The sequence below is a fragment of the Candidatus Accumulibacter similis genome, assembly GCA_013347225.1.
GTDB lineage: Bacteria > Pseudomonadota > Gammaproteobacteria > Burkholderiales > Rhodocyclaceae > Accumulibacter > Accumulibacter similis.
In genome coordinates, this window is sequence record CP054595.1 from 1,237,394 (window position 1) to 1,258,144 (window position 20,751).

General features: G+C 67.8%; 18 protein-coding genes. 10 read left to right on the plus strand and 8 right to left on the minus strand.

All coding sequences use genetic code 11. The features are described 5' to 3' along the window. Nucleotides 1-9: 9 nt before the first annotated feature. From HT579_05640 to HT579_05650, 3 genes are read right to left on the minus strand one after another with little or no spacing between them, the layout of a single operon-like run. Nucleotides 10-1,191 carry a PilT/PilU family type 4a pilus ATPase gene (locus tag HT579_05640; protein ID QKS28456.1) on the minus strand — a complete coding sequence of 394 codons (1,182 nt, stop codon included), beginning with the start codon at nucleotides 1,189-1,191 and terminating at the stop codon, nucleotides 10-12. 34 nt (nucleotides 1,192-1,225) lie between these two features. Further along, complete coding sequence (dapD, locus tag HT579_05645; protein QKS28457.1) at nucleotides 1,226-2,047, minus strand: 2,3,4,5-tetrahydropyridine-2,6-dicarboxylate N-succinyltransferase; 822 nt, start codon at nucleotides 2,045-2,047, stop codon at nucleotides 1,226-1,228. Nucleotides 2,048-2,066: 19 nt separating this feature from the next. Beyond that, entirely contained in the window at nucleotides 2,067-3,263 is a 1,197-nt protein-coding gene (locus HT579_05650) for a succinyldiaminopimelate transaminase (GenBank protein QKS28458.1), read from the minus strand. Nucleotides 3,264-3,316: 53 nt separating this feature from the next. Here HT579_05650 and HT579_05655 point away from each other — a divergent pair, with 53 nt between their 5' ends. Continuing rightward, nucleotides 3,317-4,225 (plus strand): DMT family transporter, encoded by a 909-nt coding sequence (locus tag HT579_05655; protein QKS28459.1) that lies wholly within the window; start codon nucleotides 3,317-3,319, stop codon nucleotides 4,223-4,225. 64 nt (nucleotides 4,226-4,289) lie between these two features. Here HT579_05655 and HT579_05660 read toward each other — a convergent pair whose 3' ends face one another. Both HT579_05660 and queF read right to left on the minus strand, forming a co-directional pair. After that, a complete protein-coding gene (locus HT579_05660) occupies nucleotides 4,290-5,006 on the minus strand; it encodes a UPF0149 family protein (protein QKS28460.1) in 717 nt (238 codons plus the stop codon). Between the two features lie 4 nt (nucleotides 5,007-5,010). Then, the gene (gene queF, locus HT579_05665; GenBank protein ID QKS28461.1) at nucleotides 5,011-5,430 is read right to left on the minus strand and encodes an NADPH-dependent 7-cyano-7-deazaguanine reductase QueF; all 420 of its coding nucleotides are present in this window, start codon (nucleotides 5,428-5,430) and stop codon (nucleotides 5,011-5,013) included. Nucleotides 5,431-5,619: 189 nt separating this feature from the next. Between queF and smc the strand changes: the two genes are divergently transcribed. The 9 genes from smc to HT579_05710 all read left to right on the plus strand — a co-directional run bounded on the left by smc (nucleotide 5,620) and on the right by HT579_05710 (nucleotide 17,071). Beyond that, nucleotides 5,620-9,126: a chromosome segregation protein SMC gene (gene smc, locus HT579_05670; protein ID QKS28462.1), complete on the plus strand. Its 3,507-nt coding sequence runs from the start codon at nucleotides 5,620-5,622 to the stop codon at nucleotides 9,124-9,126. Nucleotides 9,127-9,134: 8 nt separating this feature from the next. Continuing rightward, on the plus strand, nucleotides 9,135-10,346 hold the full coding sequence (locus HT579_05675; protein ID QKS28463.1) for a cell division protein ZipA C-terminal FtsZ-binding domain-containing protein: 1,212 nt from the start codon (nucleotides 9,135-9,137) through the stop codon (nucleotides 10,344-10,346). A gap of 29 nt (nucleotides 10,347-10,375) precedes the next feature. After that, the gene (gene ligA / locus HT579_05680) at nucleotides 10,376-12,403 is read left to right on the plus strand and encodes an NAD-dependent DNA ligase LigA (GenBank protein ID QKS28464.1); all 2,028 of its coding nucleotides are present in this window, start codon (nucleotides 10,376-10,378) and stop codon (nucleotides 12,401-12,403) included. A gap of 61 nt (nucleotides 12,404-12,464) precedes the next feature. Beyond that, the gene (locus tag HT579_05685) at nucleotides 12,465-13,013 is read left to right on the plus strand and encodes a hypoxanthine-guanine phosphoribosyltransferase (protein ID QKS28465.1); all 549 of its coding nucleotides are present in this window, start codon (nucleotides 12,465-12,467) and stop codon (nucleotides 13,011-13,013) included. 1 nt (nucleotide 13,014) lies between these two features. Next, nucleotides 13,015-13,764 carry an S-methyl-5'-thioinosine phosphorylase gene (locus HT579_05690; protein QKS28466.1) on the plus strand — a complete coding sequence of 250 codons (750 nt, stop codon included), beginning with the start codon at nucleotides 13,015-13,017 and terminating at the stop codon, nucleotides 13,762-13,764. Next, nucleotides 13,757-14,278: a peptide deformylase gene (locus HT579_05695; protein ID QKS28467.1), complete on the plus strand. Its 522-nt coding sequence runs from the start codon at nucleotides 13,757-13,759 to the stop codon at nucleotides 14,276-14,278. The genes HT579_05690 and HT579_05695 overlap by 8 nt, the downstream gene beginning before the upstream one ends. Before the next feature lie 89 nt (nucleotides 14,279-14,367). Continuing rightward, on the plus strand, nucleotides 14,368-15,306 hold the full coding sequence (locus tag HT579_05700) for a hypothetical protein (protein ID QKS28468.1): 939 nt from the start codon (nucleotides 14,368-14,370) through the stop codon (nucleotides 15,304-15,306). A gap of 4 nt (nucleotides 15,307-15,310) precedes the next feature. Continuing rightward, nucleotides 15,311-16,561, plus strand: a complete 1,251-nt coding sequence (locus HT579_05705) for a hypothetical protein (protein ID QKS28469.1) — start codon at nucleotides 15,311-15,313, stop codon at nucleotides 16,559-16,561. Between the two features lie 51 nt (nucleotides 16,562-16,612). Next, the gene (locus tag HT579_05710) at nucleotides 16,613-17,071 is read left to right on the plus strand and encodes a low molecular weight phosphotyrosine protein phosphatase (protein QKS31520.1); all 459 of its coding nucleotides are present in this window, start codon (nucleotides 16,613-16,615) and stop codon (nucleotides 17,069-17,071) included. A 28-nt stretch (nucleotides 17,072-17,099) separates the two neighbouring features. Here the strand turns inward: HT579_05710 and HT579_05715 are convergent, their stop codons facing one another. The 3 genes from HT579_05715 to HT579_05725 form a co-directional block, all read right to left on the minus strand. Further along, nucleotides 17,100-17,729, minus strand: coding sequence for an NUDIX domain-containing protein (locus tag HT579_05715; GenBank protein QKS28470.1), 630 nt, complete (start codon nucleotides 17,727-17,729; stop codon nucleotides 17,100-17,102). A 464-nt stretch (nucleotides 17,730-18,193) separates the two neighbouring features. Beyond that, nucleotides 18,194-19,570: a hypothetical protein gene (locus tag HT579_05720; GenBank protein QKS28471.1), complete on the minus strand. Its 1,377-nt coding sequence runs from the start codon at nucleotides 19,568-19,570 to the stop codon at nucleotides 18,194-18,196. 334 nt (nucleotides 19,571-19,904) lie between these two features. Beyond that, nucleotides 19,905-20,750 (minus strand): isocitrate lyase/phosphoenolpyruvate mutase family protein, encoded by an 846-nt coding sequence (locus HT579_05725; protein QKS31521.1) that lies wholly within the window; start codon nucleotides 20,748-20,750, stop codon nucleotides 19,905-19,907. Between the last annotated feature and the right edge of the window lies 1 nt (nucleotide 20,751).

Sequence of the window (20,751 nt, forward strand, 5' to 3'; positions counted from 1 at the left end):
CACCACCGCTCAGCCACTGACGGCATCGTCGAGGCTCAGGGTGAATTCCTTGTACGACGGGCTGCCGGGATTGGTCGCCGAAGGATCGAATCTGGGCTCGCGCGGTGTCTCGTCCATCGCGATGTTGCCGGCCGACTCGTGGTTGTTGATCAGCCACGACAGGTTGGTCGGCGAGTCGGCGTTCTGCAGTGCTTCCTGCAGCGTGATCACCTCCGAGCGATAGAGCCGGAACAGGTCCTGCTCGAAGGTCCGCGATCCCGGTGCGAGGCTCTGTTCCATCGCATCCTTGAGCGCCGTGATGTCGCCGGCCTCGATCAGCTCCTGGACATGGTAGCTGTTGAGCAGGACTTCGACGGCAGGTATCAGCATGCCGTCCTTCTTCTTCACCAGCCGCTGCGAAACGATCGCCTTCAGGGTGACCGACAAATCCATGTACAGGGTCGAGCGGGTGTCGATCGGGAAGAAGTTGATCACCCGGTTGAGCGCATGGTAGCTGTTGTTGGCGTGCAGCGTGCCGAGGCAGAGGTGACCCGTCTGGGCGTAGGCGATCGCCGCCTGCATCGTCTCCCGGTCACGGATCTCGCCGATCAGGATGCAGTCGGGCGCCTGCCGCATGGCGTTCTTCAGCGCGTTCTCCCACCCCAGCGTATCCATGCCGATCTCGCGCTGGTTGACGATCGACTTCTTGTGCCGGAAGAGGTACTCGATCGGATCCTCGATGGTCAGGATGTGCCCGGTGCAGTTGCTGTTCCGGTAGTCGAGCATCGACGCCAGGGTGGTGGACTTGCCGGAGCCGGTCGAGCCGACGATGAGGATCAGCCCGCGTCGCTCCATCACCAGGTCGGCGAGTACCGGCGGCAGCATCAGCGACTCCAGCGTCGGGATGTTGCCCATGACGTAACGGATGACGATCGAGATCGAACTGCGCTGGCGGAACAGATTGATGCGGAAGTTGCCGAGCTTGGCGACGCCGAAGGAGAGGTTCATCTCCTTGGTCTTCTCGAAGGCCTCGACCTGCTGCGGATTGAGGAGTTCGGCGGCGATCTTGTCGATCATCGCCGGTTCCATGATCTGCTGGTTGATCGGGACGGTCGAGCCCTGGATCTTGATGTGGATCGGCGCGCCGGCGCAGATGAAGATGTCCGACGCCTGGCGTTCGGCCATTGCGTTGAAGAGCTTGTCGAGGATCATCTGTCGGCCGCTGCCTGGGAGTGGCGGGATCGAGTCAGTCGCCGCGCAGCAGGTCGTTGATGCTCGTCTTGGCGCGCGTCCTGGCGTCCACCTTCTTGACGATCACGGCGCAGTAGAGGCTGTAGCTGCCGTCTGGCGCCGGCAGGTTGCCGGAGACGACGACCGACCCCGGGGGCACCGCGCCGTAGCTGACCGTGCCGGTTTCGCGGTCGAAGATCCGCGTCGACTGGCCGATGTAGACACCCATCGAAATCACCGAACCCTCGCCGATGATGACCCCCTCGACGACTTCCGAACGCGCACCGATGAAGCAGTTGTCCTCGATGATCGTCGGGTTGGCCTGCAGGGGCTCGAGCACGCCGCCGATGCCGACGCCGCCCGAAAGATGGACGTTGCGACCGATCTGTGCGCACGAGCCGACCGTCGCCCAGGTGTCGACCATCGTGCCTTCGTCGACGTAGGCGCCGATATTGACGTACGACGGCATCAGCACGACGTTGCGGGCGATGAACGAGCCGCGCCGGGCGGCGGCCGGCGGCACGACGCGGAAGCCGCCGCGCGCGAAGCGGTCGGCGTCGTAGTCGGCGAACTTGTTCGCCACCTTGTCGTAATAGCGCATCGCGCCGCCGTCGAGCAGGCGGTTCTCCTGCAGGCGGAACGACAGCAGCACCGCCTTCTTCAGCCACTGATGGGTGACCCACTGGCCGTCGATCTTCTCGGCGACGCGCAGGTTGCCCGCATCGAGCTGGTTGATGGCCTCGGCAACGGCTCCCGTGACCGTGGCCGGGGCCGTATCGGGCTGCAGCGAGTTGCGGTCTTCCCATGCCTCGTCGATGATCTGCTGGATGTCCTGCATGTCTGCCTTCCTGACTTTCCTATGATCCTGAGATGAATTGGCGGATGCGTCCGGCTGCCTCGACACAGTCGGCGAGCGGTGCAACCAGCGCGATGCGGACGAAGCCGGCGCCCGGGTTGACGCCCTGGGCGGTGCGTCCAAGGTAGCTGCCCGGCAGCAGCAGCACATTATAGTCGGCGAAGAGCTGGCGGGCGAAGTCGGTATCGTTGCCGGGTGTCCGCAGCCAGAGGTAGAAGCCGGCGTCGGGCTGCGCGGTGCCCGGCAGGACCTCTGCCAGCAGCGGCGTCACCGCGGCGAACTTGGCGCGGTACTGGCGGCGGTTCTCGCGCACGTGCTCCTCATCGTTCCAGGCGGCGACGCTCGCCGCCTGGATCGCCGGATTCATCGCGCTGCCGTGATAGGTGCGGTAGAGGAGGAAGGAGCGGAGGATCGCCGGGTCGCCGGCGACGAAGCCCGAGCGCATGCCGGGGACGTTGGACCGCTTCGACAGACTGGAAAACATCACCAGCCGCTCGTGGCCGCGACCGAGCATCGTCGCCGCCTGCAGGCAGCCGAGCGGTGGCGCCTCCTCCTCCGGGAAGATCTCCGAGTAGCACTCGTCGGAGGCGATGACGAAGCCGTGCCGGTCGGCGAGCGCAAACAGGCGGCGCCAGTCGTCGAGCGTCAGCACCCTGCCGGTGGGGTTGCCGGGCGAGCAGACGAAGAAGAGCTGCACACGCTGCCAGTCGGCGTCGCTCAGCGCGGCGAAGTCGAAAGCGAAATCGTTCCCGGGCAGGGTGTTGAGGAAGCGCGGCTCGGCACCGGCGAGGATCGCGGCGCCTTCGTAGATCTGGTAGAAGGGATTCGGGCTGACCACCAGCGGCGTGTGGCCGCGCGACGGATCGACGACGGCCTGGGCGAAGGCGAACAGGGCTTCGCGCGAGCCGTTCACCGGGATCACGCCGCTGTCCGGATCGATGCCGCCGAGCCCGTAACGCCGCTCCAGCCAGGCGACGATGCTGCGGCGCAGATCGCTGTTGCCAAGCGTGGTGGGATAATTTGCCAGTCCGCCGAGAGCGCCGGTCAAAGCCTCGCGGATGAACGCCGGGGTCGGGTGTTGCGGCTCGCCGATCGACAGCCTGATCTCGCGTTGCCGCGTCGGCGGTGTGACGCCGGCGAGAAGCTGGCGCAGCTTCTCGAACGGATAGGGCTGCAGTCTGCTGAGGTGGGGATTCACTGGCCTGCGGAGGTCGTGGCGGTACGCCGGATTATAAGGGGCATCGAGCAACCGTGAAAGAAAGCGGCGAGCAGGCGGCAGCGGGCGCGGCCGCGGCGGAAAGCCGGACGGCGGTCGCCGCGCTGCTCGGCGGCGCGCTGATCTGGGGACTGATCTGGTACCCCTACCGCATTCTGCGCGACGGCGGGGTCGATGGCGTGGCCGCAGCGACCGCGAGCTATGCGCTCGCCTTCGCGCTCGGCTGGATCTGCTGGCGGCCGCGGCGGTGCCGCGTCACTCCATCTTGGACGCTGCTCTGGATCGCCCTGGCTGCCGGCACCTGCAATCTGGGTTACGTCCTGGCAACCCTGACCGGCGAAGTGATGCGTGTCCTGCTGCTCTTCTACCTGGCGCCCCTGTGGACCGTGCTGCTGGCACGCCTGCTGCTCGACGAGCGCCTCGATGCGGGTGGGGCGCTGGTCATCGGCCTGTCGCTCGCCGGTGCCGCGATCATGCTCTGGCAACCCCGGCTTGGGTTGCCGGCGCCGCAGGACGCTGCCGACTGGCTCGGCTTGCTCGCCGGTCTCGCCTTTGCCCTGTTCAACGTGCTTTCCCGCCGGGCGCGCCAGCTCAGCAGCGAGAGCAAGGTGCTGGCCGCCTTCGCCGGCGTGGTGGCGATGGGTCTGCTGCTCCTGCTGGCCGGTGCCGGCAGTTGGCGGCTGCCGACCGATACGACGCTGTGGTTGCTGCTCGCCCTGCTCGGCGGGGTTCTGCTGCTGACGAACGTCATCGTCCAGTTCGGCCTGGCGAGGGTGGCTGCCAACCGCGCCATCGTCATCATGCTGAGCGAACTCGCGGTCGCCGCGCTCGCCGCCTGGCTGCTGGCGGACGAGGCACTGGCGCCGCGCGAGTGGGTCGGCGGTGCCATCATCGTCGCCGCCAGCCTGTCCACGGCGCGTCGCGCTGCGGCCTTGCCGGCCTGAACGGGAGGCCGCCGAGGCCGCCGCGGAGCCTCGAACGGGGCAGGCCGCGGCGCGCGGCAGCGCATCAACTCGTCGCGGCGCCGCAGCAGCGCTTGTACTTGCGGCCACTGCCGCACGGGCAGGGGTCGTTGCGGCCGACCTTCGGCGTTTGCCGGCGGATCGTACCGGTGCCACGCTGTGCCAGCCAGAAACGGTAGATGTTGCTCACCGCCTGCGGCAGCTTTTCCTCACACTCGTTGCGCAGTTCCTCGAGTTCCTCGCCGGCCGGCCAGTCTTCGCCGGCTGCTCTGGCCGCGGCTTCGGCGTCACCGGTGAGCAGGTAGAATGGGAAGAGTTGGTCGTCGAGGTAGGCGATCTCGTCGCTGTCCTCCAGCTCGTCACTCGCGCCCAGGAAGCCGAACCAGTCCTCGGTCGCCGTATCGACTGCCTGCAGGTAGCCCTCGCACCAGGGGACGTAATCGCTCGCCGCGTCGTCGTCGTCGCTCACCGGGTAGAGCAGCAACAGGAGCGGTTTGCCGCTCGCCAGTTCGCTTTCCAGGCCACGCGCCAGCAGGCGCAGCAGCGTGGCAGCTTCGCGCCCGACCTCGCCGGCGGTCTCTTCCGGGCAGCCGAGAAGTTCTTCGAGCCACTGCGACTCGGGGATCGGCTGCGGGCCCGAGAGTGCCGCGCACAGGTAGCCCTGGCACATATCGAGGCGCATTGCCTCGGGCAGCGCCGGATCGTCGAGCAGTTCCTCGAGTCGCAGCAACTGGTGGTCGGGGAGTTGCGCCTGGGTGCTCATGGTTTCAGTTCCGTGTGCTGGACTGGCAGGGGAAGTCGGCGAGGTGCACCGCCGGTGCCGGTGTCCAGCCCGCCATCCGTCGTTCGGCAACGACCGTCGTGAAAATGCCGCCGCGGACGTAGAAGCGTGCGATCAGCCGCATGTAGCGCGGCTCGGTGGCGTCCGCCAGGTGGTCCAGAATGCGGTTGGTGACATCCTCATGGAAGCAGCCCGTATTGCGAAACGACCAGATGAAGAGCTTGAGGCTTTTCAGCTCGAGACAGCTGCGGTCCGGGATGTAATCGAGGAGCAGGGTCGCGAAGTCGGGCTGTCCGGTTTTCGGGCACAGGCAGGTGAATTCGGGGATTTCCATGTGGATGTGGTAATCCCGATGTGGCGCCGGGTTGGGGAAGGTGGCAAGCGGGCTCGCCGGCTGTTCGTTCATGGGTGGTGTGGCTGCTCGCGGTGAGGGAGGAAGTGAATCGGGCGGCCGGGATGCTATCATAGACACCCATCATCGGGATCGACCGATTGGTTGCGCCGGGGTCGCATGCGGCGTGCCGGTGGATGCCCGCGCGACACCTCGCCCCTGACCATCTCTTTCCGCGTGCCCGTCGTCGCCGCGTGCCAGTTCATGCGCCTGACCAAACTGAAACTTGCCGGCTTCAAGTCCTTTGTTGATCCGACCACGCTGGCGCTGCCCGGACAGTTGGTTGGCGTCGTCGGGCCGAACGGTTGCGGCAAGTCGAACGTGATGGATTCGGTGCGCTGGGTGCTTGGCGAATCGAAGGCTTCCGAACTGCGTGGCGAATCGATGCAGGACGTGATCTTCAACGGCTCCGGTACGCGCAAGCCGGTGTCGCGCGCGGCCGTCGAACTGGTCTTCGACAACTCGCTCGGCCGTCTCGCCGGCCAGTGGTCGCAGTACGCGGAACTCTCGGTCAAGCGCCTGCTGACGCGCAGCGGTCAGTCCGAGTACTACATCAACAACCTGCACGTTCGTCGCAAGGACGTCACCGATCTTTTCCTCGGCACCGGCCTCGGACCGCGCGCCTACGCGATCATCGGCCAGGGCACCATCTCGCGCATCATCGAGGCGAAGCCCGACGAGTTGCGGGTGTTCCTCGAAGAGGCGGCGGGAGTCACGCGCTACAAGGAACGGCGCAAGGAGACCGAGCACCGGCTCGCCGACACGCGCGACAACCTTGCTCGCGTCGAGGATATCCGCCTCGAACTGGGCAACCAGATGGAGCGACTCGAAGGTCAGGCCGGCGTCGCCCGCCAGTATCGCGAGTACAGCGACGAACTGACGCGCAAGCAACACCTGCTGTGGCTGCTGCGGCGCAACGAGGCGCAGCTCGAGTGTGGCCGGCTGGCGAGCGAGGTGGCACGGGCGGCGCTCGATCTCGAGGCACGGAACAGCTCGCTGCGCGAACTCGAGGCGCGCCTCGAAGAGGCTCGCGAGGCGCATTTCGGCGCCAGCGATGCCGTCCACGCGACGCAGGGCGAGCTGTTTGCCGCCAACGCCGAGGTGGCGCGTCTGGAAACCGAGATTCGCCACCGGCGCGAATCGCGGCGCGAGTACGAGACGCGTCTGGCGCAGCTCGCCGATGACCGGACGCACTGGCAGGGGCAGGCGGCGAAACTGGCGAGCGAAGCCGAGCGCTGGCAGCAACTTCTCGCAGTCGCCGACGAGCGGGTCGAGGAGGGGCGGTTGCGCCTCGACGCGCGGCACGAAGGACTGCCGCTCGCCGAGGAGCGGCACGCGGCCGCGCTCGACGAACTCAATCGCCAGCGCTCCGAAATGGCGCAGGTGGAACAGCGCCTGCACGTCGAGGAGGCCAACCGCGGGCATGCGCAGCGCTCGCTGCAGATCATCGCCGGCCGGCGCGAACGCCTGGCGCTGGAGCGGCAGGCGATGCCGCCGCCGGACGCTGCGGCGGTTGCCGGCAAGCAGGAGGAACTGGCCGGGCTGCGTCTGCGCATCGGTGAGGCGCAGGCTGCCGTGCAGCAGTGGCAGCAGGAGCAGCCGCGCCTCGAGCAGCAGCGCCGCCAGGTCCTCGGCGATGTGCAGCAGGCGCAGAAGGAGCGCGCCGAGGCGAACGCCCGCCGCACCGCCCTGCAGCAACTGCAGCAGCGACTGCAGACGGACGGCAAACTGGACGATTGGCTCCGCCGGCACGGGTTGCAGCACGGTCAGCCGCTGTGGCGGTCGCTGCAGGTCGAGGCCGGCTGGGAGGACGCCGTGGAGGCGGTCTTGCGCGAGCGACTGTCGGCGCTGCCCGCCGAGCGCGCCGATCCGGCGTGGAGCAGGGATCGGCCGGGCGGCAGGCAGACCTTCCTGCTGCCCTTGCCAGCGGCGGCAGTGCCGGCAGAGGTGGCTGCTGGCCAGCTGCTGGCACGCATCCACTGCCCCGACACAGCGCTGGCATCGATTCTCGGCGACTGGCTCGGCGACGTGCTGACGGCGGCCGATCTGGCGAGCGCCCTCGTCGCTCGCGGCCGGCTGCCGGCGAACGGCTGCTGCGTGACGCCCGGCGGCGACATTGTCAGCCGGCAGAGCGTGACCCTGTTCGCTGCCGACAGTGCGGCGCACGGTCTGCTCGAGCGGCAGCGTGAAATCGACCAGCTGGCGGCCGTGATCGCCGAGCACGAGCTGCACGTCGGGCGCGCGCAGGCCGCTCTGGCGGCCGTCGAGCAGGCGCTGGTGGAGGCGCAGCACGAACTGCAGCAGGCACGCCAGGAACTCGGAGTGCTGCAGGACCGGGCACACGCGATCCAGGTCGAGGCACTGAAGCTGGCGCAGGCACAGGAGCGTTTCCGCGAGCGGCAGGCGCAGATCGACGACAGCCTCGCCGAGATGACCGTCGACGAGGAGGGCGAGCGCGAGCGGCTGCTGCTCGCTGAGGACGCGATCGACGCGCAGCGCGAGCTGGTCGAGGAACGGCGGCAAGCGATGGCGGTTGCCCGGCATCAGCTCGAACACGCCGAACGCTCCCTGCGCGAGGAGCGTGAGCTGGTCAATGGCGCCGAACGCGAGCTGCGCGAGGCCGAGTTCTCGCAGCGCGAGTGTCAGGCCAAGCTGCAGGAAATCGCCGCCAGCCGCGAACTCGCGCGGCAGCAGCTCGAGCGCATCGGCGACGAGCTGACGCGTTGCGAGCAGACCGCGAGCGCGCTGCAGGCGGAGGACCTCGAACCACGATTGCAGGCGGCCCTCGACCATCGGGTGACGCGCGAGCATGCCCTGGCGGCCGCGCGCGACGCGCTCGAAACGGCCGCCGGCGGCCTGCGCGCGCTGGACGAGCAGCGCCTCAGGATCGAGCAGAGCCTCGACCCGCTGCGCGACCGGATCGGCGAACTGAAGCTCAAGGAGCAGGCCGCCAGTCTTGCCTGCGAGCAGTTCGCGACGCAGCTCAGCGAGGCACAGGCGGACGAGCAGTCGCTGCGTGGCGAGCTGGCCGGGGCGCGCGCCGGCAGCCTGCAGACCGCGATCGCCGCCTTGCAGCGCTCGATCGAGGCGCTCGGCGCGGTCAACCTGGCGGCGCTCGACGAACTGCAGGCGGCGCGCGAGCGCAAGGGCTATCTCGACGCCCAGTCGGCGGATCTGACGCAGGCGATGGAGACGCTCGAGGGCGCGATCCGCCGCATCGACCGCGAGACGCGGGAACTGTTGCAGACCACCTACGATGCTGTCAACCGCAGTTTCGGCGAACTCTTTCCGACGCTCTTCGGCGGTGGCGAGGCGCGTTTGATCATGACCGGCGACGAGATCCTCGACGCCGGCCTGCAGGTGATGGCGCAGCCGCCAGGCAAGAAGAACTCGACGATTCACCTGCTTTCCGGCGGCGAGAAGGCCCTGACGGCGATTGCGCTGGTATTCTCCATGTTTCAGCTCAACCCGGCGCCCTTTTGCCTGCTCGACGAGGTCGATGCGCCGCTTGACGATACCAACACCGAACGTTTCTGCGACATGGTGCGGCGGATGTCGGCCAACACGCAGTTTCTGTTCATCAGTCACAACAAGATCACGATGGAGATGGCGCAACAGCTCGTCGGTGTCACCATGCAGGAGTCCGGCGTCTCGCGTATCGTTGAAGTCGACATGGAAGAAGCGCTGCGCATGCGCGAGCAACTCGTTTAGGAATCGACATGACGGACTTGCAGATGGGTTTGATCGGCCTCGGCGGCATCGCCGTGGCGGGTGTCCTCGCCTACAACAAGTGGCAGGAACACAAGCATCGCAAACTGGCGGAGCAGTTGCTCGACGTGCGCCAGGCCGATGTCCTGCTCGACGAGAAGGGCAGCGCGAGCGGTGCGGCCGAGTCACGCACGGGGTCGTCCACCGGCGACGGTGGCGACTCGCCAGCGGCAGCTTCCGGCCGGACGGCGCGCGCGGTGCCGGAGCGCGTCGAGCCGCTGCTGCGCCACGCGGGCGACGCGCCGGGGATGGCTGCGGACAGCGACGACGCTTTGCCTGAAGGCAGTGCCGATGGCTCGCTGCCGGGTGGCGAACGGCGCGCGCGCATCGCCGCGGCGCCGCTCTGCCTGCTTTCGCCGGCAATCGATTACATCGCAGCGATCGAACTCTCCGAACCGATTGCCGCCTACCAGATCCGTGACGCACAGCGTGTCGTGCTGGCGCGGCTGGGCAAACCGCTGCACTGGATCGGCTTCAATGACGCATCCCACACCTGGGAGCCGCTTGCCGAAGACGGCGACGGGGCCTACCAGCACATCCGCGTCGGGTTGCAACTCGTCGACCGCAAGGGGCCGCTGCGCGACGCCGACCTGTCGGTGTTCCATGTCGCGATCCAGGATCTGGCTACCGAGTTGATGGGTGCCGTCGAGCTGCCGTTGCGCGAGCCGGCGTTGCAGGTGGCGGCGCAGCTCGACGAGTTCTGCGCCGGCGTCGATATCCAGATCGGCCTCAACGTCGTCAGCCAGGGGCAGGTGTTCGCCGGCACCAAGCTTCGCAGCCTGGCGGAATCGGCGGGACTGGTGCTCGACGCCGAGGGGCGCTTCGTCCGCTGTGACGAGGAGGGCCGGCTGCTCTACGCGCTGCTCAACCAGGAGGCTCCGGGCTTCACCGCCGAATCGATCCGCACCCTGACGACGCACGCGATCACCTTCCTGCTCGACGTGCCGCGGGTCGCCAATGGCGACCGCGTCCTGGGCCAGATGGTCGAACAGGCGCGCCGCTTCGCCGAATCGCTGCACGGGCAGTTGGTCGACGACAACCGGCGACCGGTATCGGAGTCGTCGATCGAGCCGATCCGCCGCCAGGTGGTGCAATACCAGCTGGCGATGGCGCATCGTCAGTTGCCGGCTGGCGGACCGCTGGCGCAACGGCTGTTTTCCTGAGTGCCCCCGCAACTGCACCGGTGTGGCGAATGAGCGCGAGCGAGCGGGCGAGTCGCCTGCGCGCCGAGATCGGCGAGCACGACTACCGCTATTACGCACTCGACGCACCGCTGATCAGCGACGCCGAGTACGACCTGCTGTTTCGCGAGCTGCAGGCGCTCGAAGCCGAACATCCCGAGCTGCTGCGCAGCGACTCGCCGACGCAGCGGGTCGGCGCGGCGCCGTTGGCCGGCTTTGCTGCGGTTGCGCACGCGACTCCGATGCTGTCGCTGAGCAACGCCTTCAGCGACGACGAGGTGGCGGCCTTCGATCGCCGCGTGCGCGAAGGGCTCGCTGCCGAGAGCGACGTGATCTACGTCGCCGAACCGAAGTTTGACGGCCTGGCGGTCAGCCTGACCTACGAGCAGGGTGTCCTGCTGCGCGGCGCGACACGGGGCGACGGCAGCACCGGCGAGGATGTGACGGCCAACCTGCGCACCCTGCGCAGCATCCCGCTGCACCTGCACGGCAGCGGCTGGCCGCCGCTGCTCGAGGTGCGCGGCGAGGTGCTGATGTGGCGCCGCGATTTCGAACGGATGAACGAGCAGCAGCGACAGAAGGGCGAGAAGGAGTTCGTCAATCCGCGCAATGCCGCCGCCGGCAGCCTGCGCCAGCTCGATCCGCGCATCACCGCCACGCGACCGCTGCGTTTCGTTGCCTACGGCGTTGCTGCGGTCGCCGCCGGCGCGCTGCCGGCGACGCACTTCGAACTGCTCGACCGGCTCGCCGCCTGGGGCTTTGCGGTCGCCGCCGAGCGCCGCCGGGTCAGCGGGCTCGCCGCGCTGCTCGCCTGCCAGCGCGAGATCGGCAGCCGCCGCGCGGCACTGCCCTACGACATCGACGGCATCGTTTACAAGGTCGATGACCTGGCGGCTCAGGAACGTCTCGGCTTCGTCTCGCGGGCACCGCGCTTTGCCCTGGCGCACAAGTTCCCGGCCGCGGAAGCGCTCACCGAGGTGCTGGACATTTCGCTGCAGGTTGGCCGAACCGGCGCGCTGACGCCGGTGGCGCGGCTGGCGCCGGTATTCGTCGGCGGCGTGACGGTGACCAATGCGACGCTGCACAACGAGGACGAGATCCGTCGCAAGGATGTGCGCGTCGGCGACACCGTCGTTGTTCGCCGTGCCGGCGACGTGATACCGGAAGTCGTCCGCGTCCTGCCCGAGAAGCGGCCGGCGGCGGCCCGCGCCTTCGTCATGGCGGCGAACTGCCCGGTTTGCGGCTCACGGGTGGTGCGCCAGCAGGACGAGGCGGTCGCCCGTTGCAGCGGCGGCCTCTACTGTCCGGCGCAGCGCCGGCAGGCGCTGCTGCACTTCGCCTCGCGACGGGCGATGGACATCGAAGGCCTCGGCGAGCGGCTGGTCGAGCAACTGGTCGAGCACGACGTCGTGCGCACGCCGGCCGACCTCTATCGACTCGGCCTGTTGGCGCTGGTGCAGCTCGAACGGATGGCCGAGAAGTCGGCGGGCAACCTGCTCCTGGCGATCGAGAGGAGCAGGCAGACGACGCTGGCGCGCTTCATTTACGCGCTCGGCATCCGCAACGTCGGTGAAGCCACCGCCCGCGATCTGGCGCGGCATTTCGGCAGCCTCGATCGCCTGCTGGCTGCCGATGAAGCGCAACTGCTGCAGGTGCCCGATGTTGGCCCGATCGTCGCCCAGTCGATCCGCCAGTTCCTCGACGAGCCGCACAACCGTGAAGTCATCGAGCAGTTGCGGGCCGCCGGCGTCGCCTGGAACGAGGGCGAGGCGATGGCTCCGGCAGCCTTGATCGGTGCCGTCGCCGGCAGAACCTTCGTTCTCACCGGGACCCTGCCCGCGCTCAGCCGCGATGTCGCGCGGCAGATGCTCGAAGCGGCCGGCGCCAGGGTCAGCGCGACCGTATCGAAGAAGACCGACTTCGTGGTCGCCGGCGCCGACGCCGGCAGCAAGCTGCAGCGGGCGCAGGAACTCGGGGTGCAGATCATCGACGAAGCGCAGATGCTCGCCCTGATCGACGGACGGCAGGGCGAGCCGTGAGACGCCTCCTGCAGCCGTGCAGCAGCGGCGGCCGGGCGTGCTCGCGCCGGGTGGCAGCGCCATGAGCGACCCGCGGCAGGCGTTGGCGATCCTCGCTGCGGCCGAGCTGATCCACACGGCCGAGAGCGTTGCCGCGGCGGTCAGCCGGGTCGCCGACGCCATCAGCGAGCAATTGCGCGACCGCAATCCGCTGCTGCTCTGCGTGATGAACGGCGGCGTACCCTTCGCCGGCCATCTGATGACGCAACTGGCCTTTCCGCTCGACTTCGATTACGTCCATGTCAGCCGCTACGGGCAGGAGACGAGCGGCGGTGCCCTCACTTGGCACCGCCTGGCGGGCATGCCGGTGCGCGGGCGAACGGTGCTGCTGGTTGACGACATCCTCGACGAGGGCCTGACGCTGGCAGCGATTCGCGAGCGCCTGCTGCAGGGTGGCGCCGACGCCTGCTTGACGGCCGTCGTCGCTGATAAACTGCACGCGCGGAAGAAACCGATCGCGGCCGACTTCGTTGCCCTGACCGTTCCCGATCGTTTCGTCTTCGGTTACGGCATGGACGTCCGCGGTGCCTGGCGCAACCTGCCGGCAATCTACGCCATGCGGGAGGACTGAGATGCTGGCAATCATCGGTGGCAGCGGGCTGGCGGAGTTCGCCGGCCTCGAAGTCTCGCATCGCCGGCTGGCGCCGACGCCGTACGGTGACGCCTCGGCAGCGCTCACCTTCGGCCACATCGCCGGTCGGCCGGTGGTTTTCCTGGCGCGCCACGGCGATGAACACCATCTGGTGCCGCATGAGATCAACTACCGGGCGAACGTCTGGGCGTTGCGCGACTGCGAGCCGTTCGGCATCGTCGCGGTGGCGGCCGTCGGCAGCATCCGTGGTGACCTGCGGCCCGGCGACCTGCTCATTCCGCACCAGATCATCGACTACACCTGGGGCCGTGCCGCGACCTATCACGAGGGCCCGGGCAGCGCTGTGCACCATGTCGATTTCACCGAGCCCTACGACCAACACCTGCGGCGACGCCTGTGTGCCGCCGCCGCGGCGGCGGCGGTGGCGGTCAGCGATGGCGGGGTGTACGCCGCGACACAGGGACCGCGGCTCGAGACGGCCGCCGAGATAGACCGCCTCGAACGTGATGGTGCCGACGTCGTCGGCATGACCGGCATGCCGGAAGCGGCCCTGGCGCGCGAACTCGGCGTTCCCTACGCGGCGATCAACGTCGTCGCCAATTGCGCTGCCGGTCGCGGCGACCCTGGCCAGAGGATCAGCCTCGAAGCGATCCACCAGGTGCTCGAACAGGCGATGCAGCCCGTGCGGCGGCTGATCGAAGCGATGCTGGCGGCCGACGATCATGATTAGGCCACTGCTGCGCATGGGCGACCCGCGGCTGCTGCGGCAGGCGCGGCCGGTCGAGCGCTTCGACGACCCCGGGTTGCACGCCCTGATCGCCGACATGGAGGAGACGATGCACCACCTCGACGGCGCCGGGCTGGCGGCACCGCAGATCGGCATCGACCTGCGGCTGGTGATCTTCGGCGTCGAGAGCAACGCGCGCTACCCCGACGCCGAACCGGTGCCGCGAACGGTGCTGATCAACCCCATGCTGACGCCGCTGTCGCCCGAAACCGAGGACGGCTGGGAGGGCTGTCTGTCGGTTCCCGGCCTGCGCGGCTGGGTGCCGCGCTGGAGCCGGCTGCACTACAGCGGCTTCGATGCCCGCGGGCGGCCGATCGAACGCAGCGTCAGCGGTTTCCACGCCCGCGTCGTGCAGCACGAGTGCGACCATCTCGACGGCATCCTCTACCCGATGCGCATGCGCGACCTCAGCCGCTTTGGCTTCGTCGATGTGCTCGATGCGGCGGCTGCTGACTGAGGTCGGGAGCAGGCAGTGGTGACCGGTCGCAGCACCGTTCGCGAGTACGGGTTTGGTATGCCGCCGCTGGGCGGCGGTCGGGCCAGCGTATGGACCTGATCAAGGGCATCGCGCTTTTTCTTGGCTGGTTGTCCGGTTCGCTCGCCGGCATCGCTGCCATTCTCTATTCCTTTGGCTACCTGGTGGCGCGGGCGCAGCTCAACCTGCTCGGGCTGCAGGGGCTGGTGGCCCAGGATGCGGACTACTTCCTGCAGGAAGGGGCGAAGTTCTTCGTCGTCGGGGCGGCGGACTACCTGAGCCCGCTCTTTCCCTGGCTCTACTTCGCCGGCTGGCTGCTGCTCGCCGCTCTGCCGCTGCTGGCACTTCTCGGCTGGCTCGCAGCGAGCCGGCGGCAGGCGCTGTTGGAGGTCCGCGATCGCTTCCTGATGCGCGGCGCGCACGTGGCGGAACGGTTGCCGTGGTCATGGCGCAAGCTGGCCTTTGCCATCCTCGTGCTGGTACTCCTGTTGCGCCTGACGACCCACCTCAACCCGTTCGTCGACGTGCTGGCGGTGGCCGACATCCTTTACGCGGCGCCGCTGAGCGGCGAAAGCCGCGGGTCGGCCGAGGTCCGCCAGTGGCTGACCTCTTCCGACCGCGCCGATCTCGTGCTGCTCAAGGGCCGCTTCGGTGAACTGCTGCGCGGCGCTGCCGAGGTGGCTCTGGTGGTGGTCGCGGTGTGGTACCTCGGCGCCGCGTCGCCCTGGCGGCTGTGGTTGGCACTGCCCTTCATGCTGGTGCTGGTGGTCTATACTTTGTTGCTGCCGATGGCCTACGGCGTCCTCGTGCGTCCGAACGAGTATCCGCAGGTAACCGTCAGCAGCGACAGCCCGCTGCTGACAGGCGTGCGCGGCGAACTGTTCCTGTTGCGCAAGACCGGCGACGAGTTCGTCTTCTGGGACAAGGCGGCGCGCCGTGTGCTCTGGGTGCCGGCGGCGCAGGTTTCCGGGCTCAGCGCGCGCGCCAGCCGCCTGCTGTTCAAGGAGTGATGCGATGACGCTGCAACGACTTTACCGCGTGGCGCTGCTGGCGCTGGCCTGGGTGTTCGTCCTTTTCGGTACTGCCTGCGCGCCGCTGCCCGGTGGTGAGGCGGGCGGGGTGGTGATCGGCACGCTGCGGATCGATGGGCCCAACGTCTTCCTCAACGGCGCGCGGGCGCGCGATGGCGCCAGCGTGCGCGAGGGCGACACCGTCACCACCGGCGCCGCTTCGAGCGCCTTCATCGCCTTCAGCGAAGGCGGCTTCGTCCAACTCGACGAGAACACCGATCCCCGCTTCTCGTTTCGCGTCGAGACCCGTGGCAGGCAGCGCTGCATCCACATCCAGATCGACATCGGCCAGGTGTTCATCGACAAGGATGTCCAGTGCTTCTCGACCCCCGACGTCACCGGCAATCTCGGCAGCCGGGTCAACATCCGTGTCAGCGGCAAGGAGACGATCGTCACCGTCCTCGCCGGACGTGCCCTGCTGTTCGGCGAACGCGAGCAGAGCGTACCGGCAGCGGGTGAGGCCGTCTGGCGGCATGGGCGGCAGATCGGTTCGCTGCGCCTGCTCGATGCGGCGGATCTGGCGGCCACTGTCGGCTGGCGTGAGCGCCATCCCGGCTGGTGCTGCGTCGGCGACCGGCTCGAGCAGCGTCTGCCGGAGCAGTGCGACCGGCAGCACTTCTCGTTCGACCGCCGTCAGGCCGAGGCGAGTTGCCGGCAGCCGGCGCCGACCGGCTGGTGCTGCGTCGGCGACCGGCTCGAGCAGCGCCTGCCGGAGCAGTGCGACCGGCAGCACTTCTCGTTTGACCGCCGTCAGGCCGAGGCGCGCTGCCGGCAGTCGGCGCCGACCGGCTGGTGCTGTCTTGGCGGCGGCAGGCTGGCGCAGATGCCGGCCGCGCAGTGCCGCGGCTTTTTCTCGCCCGATGAGGCACAGGCGCGCCAGCGCTGCCCGGCGCCTCCACGTACGGGGTGGTGTTGCAGCGACGGCCGTCTGAGCGAGACGACCGCCAGCCAGTGCCGCGGTTTCTTTGCCGACGAGCGGGGTGAGGCGCAGCGGCGTTGCCAGCCAGACGATGGCTGGTGCTGCCTGCGCGGCAAGGTGGTCGAAATGAGTGCCGAGCAGTGCCGGCGTGGCCAGGGGCGTTTCGCCGGCGAGCGCAGCGAACTTGGCGACTGCCGGCTGCGGGTGACACCGCTGCCGCCCGAACTGCGGCCGGCGCGGCCGCTGCCACCGCGCGCACCCATGGTTGTCGAGTAGTCGCTCGGGAGAAATCGCTTGGCCAAGCCTTACCGGGTCCTCTTTGTCTGCATGGGCAACATCTGCCGTTCGCCGATTGCCGAAGCGGTCGCCCGTACGCTGGCACAGCGGCAGGGTCTGGGTCGTGACCTCGACTTCGATTCGGCTGGCACGCACGGGCACTACCATGCCGGCGAGGCGCCCGATCCACGGGCGCGGCGGGTGGCGGCACGGCGCGGCTACGACCTCTCCCGCCTGCGTGCGCGGGCGATCATCGACGCCGATTTCGACCGTTCCGACCGCATCCTGGCGATGGATGAGGCGAACCTGGCTTCGTTGCGACGGCAGTGCCCGGAGGAGAGCCGGAGCAAGCTCGGCCTCTTTCTCGACTACGCCGCCGGTCTGGGCATTTCGGAAGTCCCCGATCCGTACTACGGTGCCGAATCGGGTTTCGAGCGCGTGATCGACCTCTGCGAACTGGCGGCACGCGGCCTGCTCGCCGATCTCGCCGGTCGTCGCGGCGGTCGCTGAGAACGCGTCTGCGGGCGTCTGCGGGAGGTCAGGCGGGTGCCGCGGGCGGGTCGCCGGCGCTCGACCAGCGCGCGCGCACTGCCGCACGCCGGCCGGCAAACCAGAAGAGCGCGAGCAGCGGCCAGGCCGAGTCGGTTTTCCCCTGTTCCGCCAGCAGCAACGCCTCGGTCGCCGGCAGGCGGACGACGCGGATGTCCTCGCCCTCGTCCGCCAGGCCGTGGATGCCGCCGGCGTTGGAGCTGTCGATGCGGCCGAGGAAAAGGTGTGTGCGCTGCGAGGTCTTCGCCGGGCTGGTGTAGAAGCTGCTGATCGGCAGCAGATCGAGGACCGTACAGCCGGCTTCCTCGAGCGCCTCGCGCCGTGCCACCTGCGCCGGCGTTTCGCCGGCTTCGATCAGGCCGGCGACGATCTCGAGCAGCCACGGTCCGCGCTCGTCGTCACGGGCGCCGATGCGGAACTGTTCGATCATCACCACCTCGTCGCGCAGCGGATCGTAGAGCAGCACGGCGGCGACGTCGCCCTTCTCGATCACCTCGCGGACGATCGGCGGGCTCATGCCGCCGGCGAACAGCCGGTGGCGCAGCCGCAGCCGCTCGAGGCGGTAGAAACCCTGGTGGCAGACTTCGCGTTCGATGATCTCGACTTCGTCCTGGCGCATGCTCCACTCCTTTCGCGGATGCGGCAGAGTCTAACGCAGCCCGGGCGGCGGCGGGTCGCCTCTTGTCGTGCCGGTGCCGGCGAAACGAATTGAGGGCCGACGCCTGGCGGAGGAGGCAGCGATCGTGAACGCCGTCATTCCGGGCAAAAGCCGCGGCGATGGGCGTCTGTCAATCCGCCAGGCGCAGTTCCCGCGTCATGCAGGAGAAGTGACCCGCTTTCGCCGCAGTTTCTCGCTGGCTGGCCTGAAAATCGCTAGCGGGGCGGGATGTCGCGGATCAGCAGCAGGGAGGCTTGGCCAGGGAGCGGCATTCCTCCGCGCCGGGTTCACAGTCTCCGGCCGATTGCTGCTGGTGTGCAATCACGCGAAGCCGATGGCCCGCTGTGCATCGGCCGTCTTCGGACATGGAAACACGTTCACGGAGGCCGCAGCGCGACGCATCCCTCGATTGCCGCGGCTGCAGATCAGGCAAGGCCAAAGAGAGCCAGGAAGAAGTTCGCCCGGGCGCCGAATCCTGCCGTGCTCTGCACGTTCCAGATGTAGATCAGGCCGAAGAACGTCCACACGCCGGCAATCCTCAGCACGCGTCTCAGTCTGCCGGCTGCTGGCGGTCGCCCGCCCCGGCGCTGCTCGCGCCACATCGAGACAAAGATGCCCAGTGCCAGAAGGAAGCAGTAGAAGAACCGGGAGCGATGTCCATGAACTACGGCGACGATCTGGCCCTGGACCATCATTTCGTTCAGCTTGATGATGTGATAGTACATGTTGCCAACGAACGCCGCTGCGAAGACGGCAGCCAACAGACGCAGAGTGGGCCAGTTGCGCAAGCGGCTTCCGAGTTGGGCGAAGGTGGGAAGGAAGAAGAAATTGGCCATTACTTCCTTGAAATAGTAGTAGTAGCGATTCCAGAACTCGACCACCGATTCGGCCAGCAGCGGCTTGTAGGTATTGCGGAAAACGTTGAAGCCGAACAGCCGGAGGATGGCGATCACCTTGAGGCCACTGATGGCATGCCGCAGCACCTGGTAGATCAGTTCGAGGTAGACGCTGAGCCAGGATATCCAGACAGCGCCGCCCGTCGACTCCTGCTCGATCAACTGCGACAAACGGGGAATCTCCGCGATCTGGCCTCCGAGCCTTGCCGTCAGGGCATTTCCCGGCCCGTAGAGCAGACCCTCGAGAGCAGCGAGCGTGATGGTCCAGAGAACGGCGAGAACGAGGAGTTTGATGCCGGCGAGCTGCGAACGGGCGAGTTCCTTCTCGTTCATGGCCTCGCACCGCGACAGATAGGCAAAACCCTTGCCGTAGGGCGTGTTGGAGCCACCGTAGATGGGCCAGATGGTCAGAAAGTGATCGGCGAAGCGCGTGCCGCTCATCCGGCCGTACTGCCCGGCAAACAGCAGGTAGCCCAAACGCCAGATCAGGAAGGGGAACATCAGGAGTACCGCAGCGAGTACCTCGCGCCACAGGCCACTCGTCGGCGTGGTGGTCCACAAGATCAGCAGACCAATCCAATAGGACGAATGCAGGGTGATCTGTGGATGCCGTCTCACGAGCAGCGGCAGGGATGAGAACGCGGTGGCGGCGCGATGACAAAGCCAGACGACCGCCAGCAGCGCGACGAGCGCGGTCGCCAGGGCGATTCCATCGCTCGCAACAGGGAACTCCTGCAGCCTGAACTGCTGCAGAGGCTTCCTGAAGAACACCCAGAGTGCACCGAGGGACAGAATCGTCCGACGTCTGCCAGGCGTCAGCCAGCGCAGCAAGCCGCCCATGTGCTCCCCCCACCAGGCCAGGACCTTCTCGTCCTCGTGGAACTGCCTCAGCCGGCTGAACTGCATCGGGAACTCGCAAGAAACAGGATCACACGCATTTACATTTGTGGAACGCCGTCCGCACGATCGGCGGCCCGGGGATGCTCAGAAGAAGACGGACGGTGGGCAAGTGCTCATCCGGGTGATCGGTTCGCTCGGGCGACGTCCCCGCCAGCGGCAGTCAGCGGTCGGAGCCTCTTGGGCGGGCGGCAGAATGCAGGGCACGGCACGGGAAGAAACCGCGGCTGAACCGTCGGCGGTCGCGTGGCTGTCAGAGCGAGCCTGCCGAGGGAAGCGCACGCCGGCAAGATGCGGCGATTGCCGAGCACGCCAGCGGCCGCTGCCCGCGCAGGAGCCAATCCTACGGACGTGCATCCCGTCGCGCCAGATTCTCCGTCAGGATCTGCGTGCAGTCCTTGACCCCGATCCGGCTGCCGGCGAGGGTGCCGTCACGCGCCTTGAGATCGAGCATGGCATCTTCGATGGCTGCCTGGGCCGCGAACAGGCAGGGTGTGCTGTAAATCACCAGCGAAACCCCGGCATCGCGAAGTTCGTCCTGGGTGCAGGGCGGCGACTTCCCACCAGCGATCTGGTTGAAGCAGAAAGGCCGGTCGACCACTCGTGATAGTTCGCGAACAACCTCGAGGCTGGTCAGACCATCAACCAGCACGGCATCCGCGCCGGCCGCGGCAAAGGCTTCGACGCGCTGCCGAATCTCATCCAGCTCTCCCACATCCGTACGCGCGATGACCAGGATGTCGCGTCGTGTCGCCAGGACGGCGCGCAGCTTGGCCAGGTATTCATCGAGAGGCATGATCTGCTTGCCCTCGAAATGCCCACAGCGGCGAGGCCTCTTCTGGTCTTCGAGCACGACCCCCGAGGCGCCAACAGCTTCGAGTACCGACACGACGTGGCAGGCCACCTCGGGGTCGCAGTAGCCGTCATCGATGTCGACCAGCAGGTTGTGCGTCGGCAGCACGGTACGCAAGCGCTGCACGTAGGCGACGATGTCGGTCCAAGTGATGAAGCCGATGTCGGGCAGTCCGTAGTTGCTGGCCGCAAAGCCAAATCCGCTGACGAACAGGCTGTCGAAGTGGCGGCCGGCCAGGGCGGCGGAGAAGACATCGTAAACCCCGATGAAGGGTAGGATGTGGCTGTTCGCGATCGACTCCCGCAGACGAAGTCCCGGCGAAGAGGTCGTGCGCAAT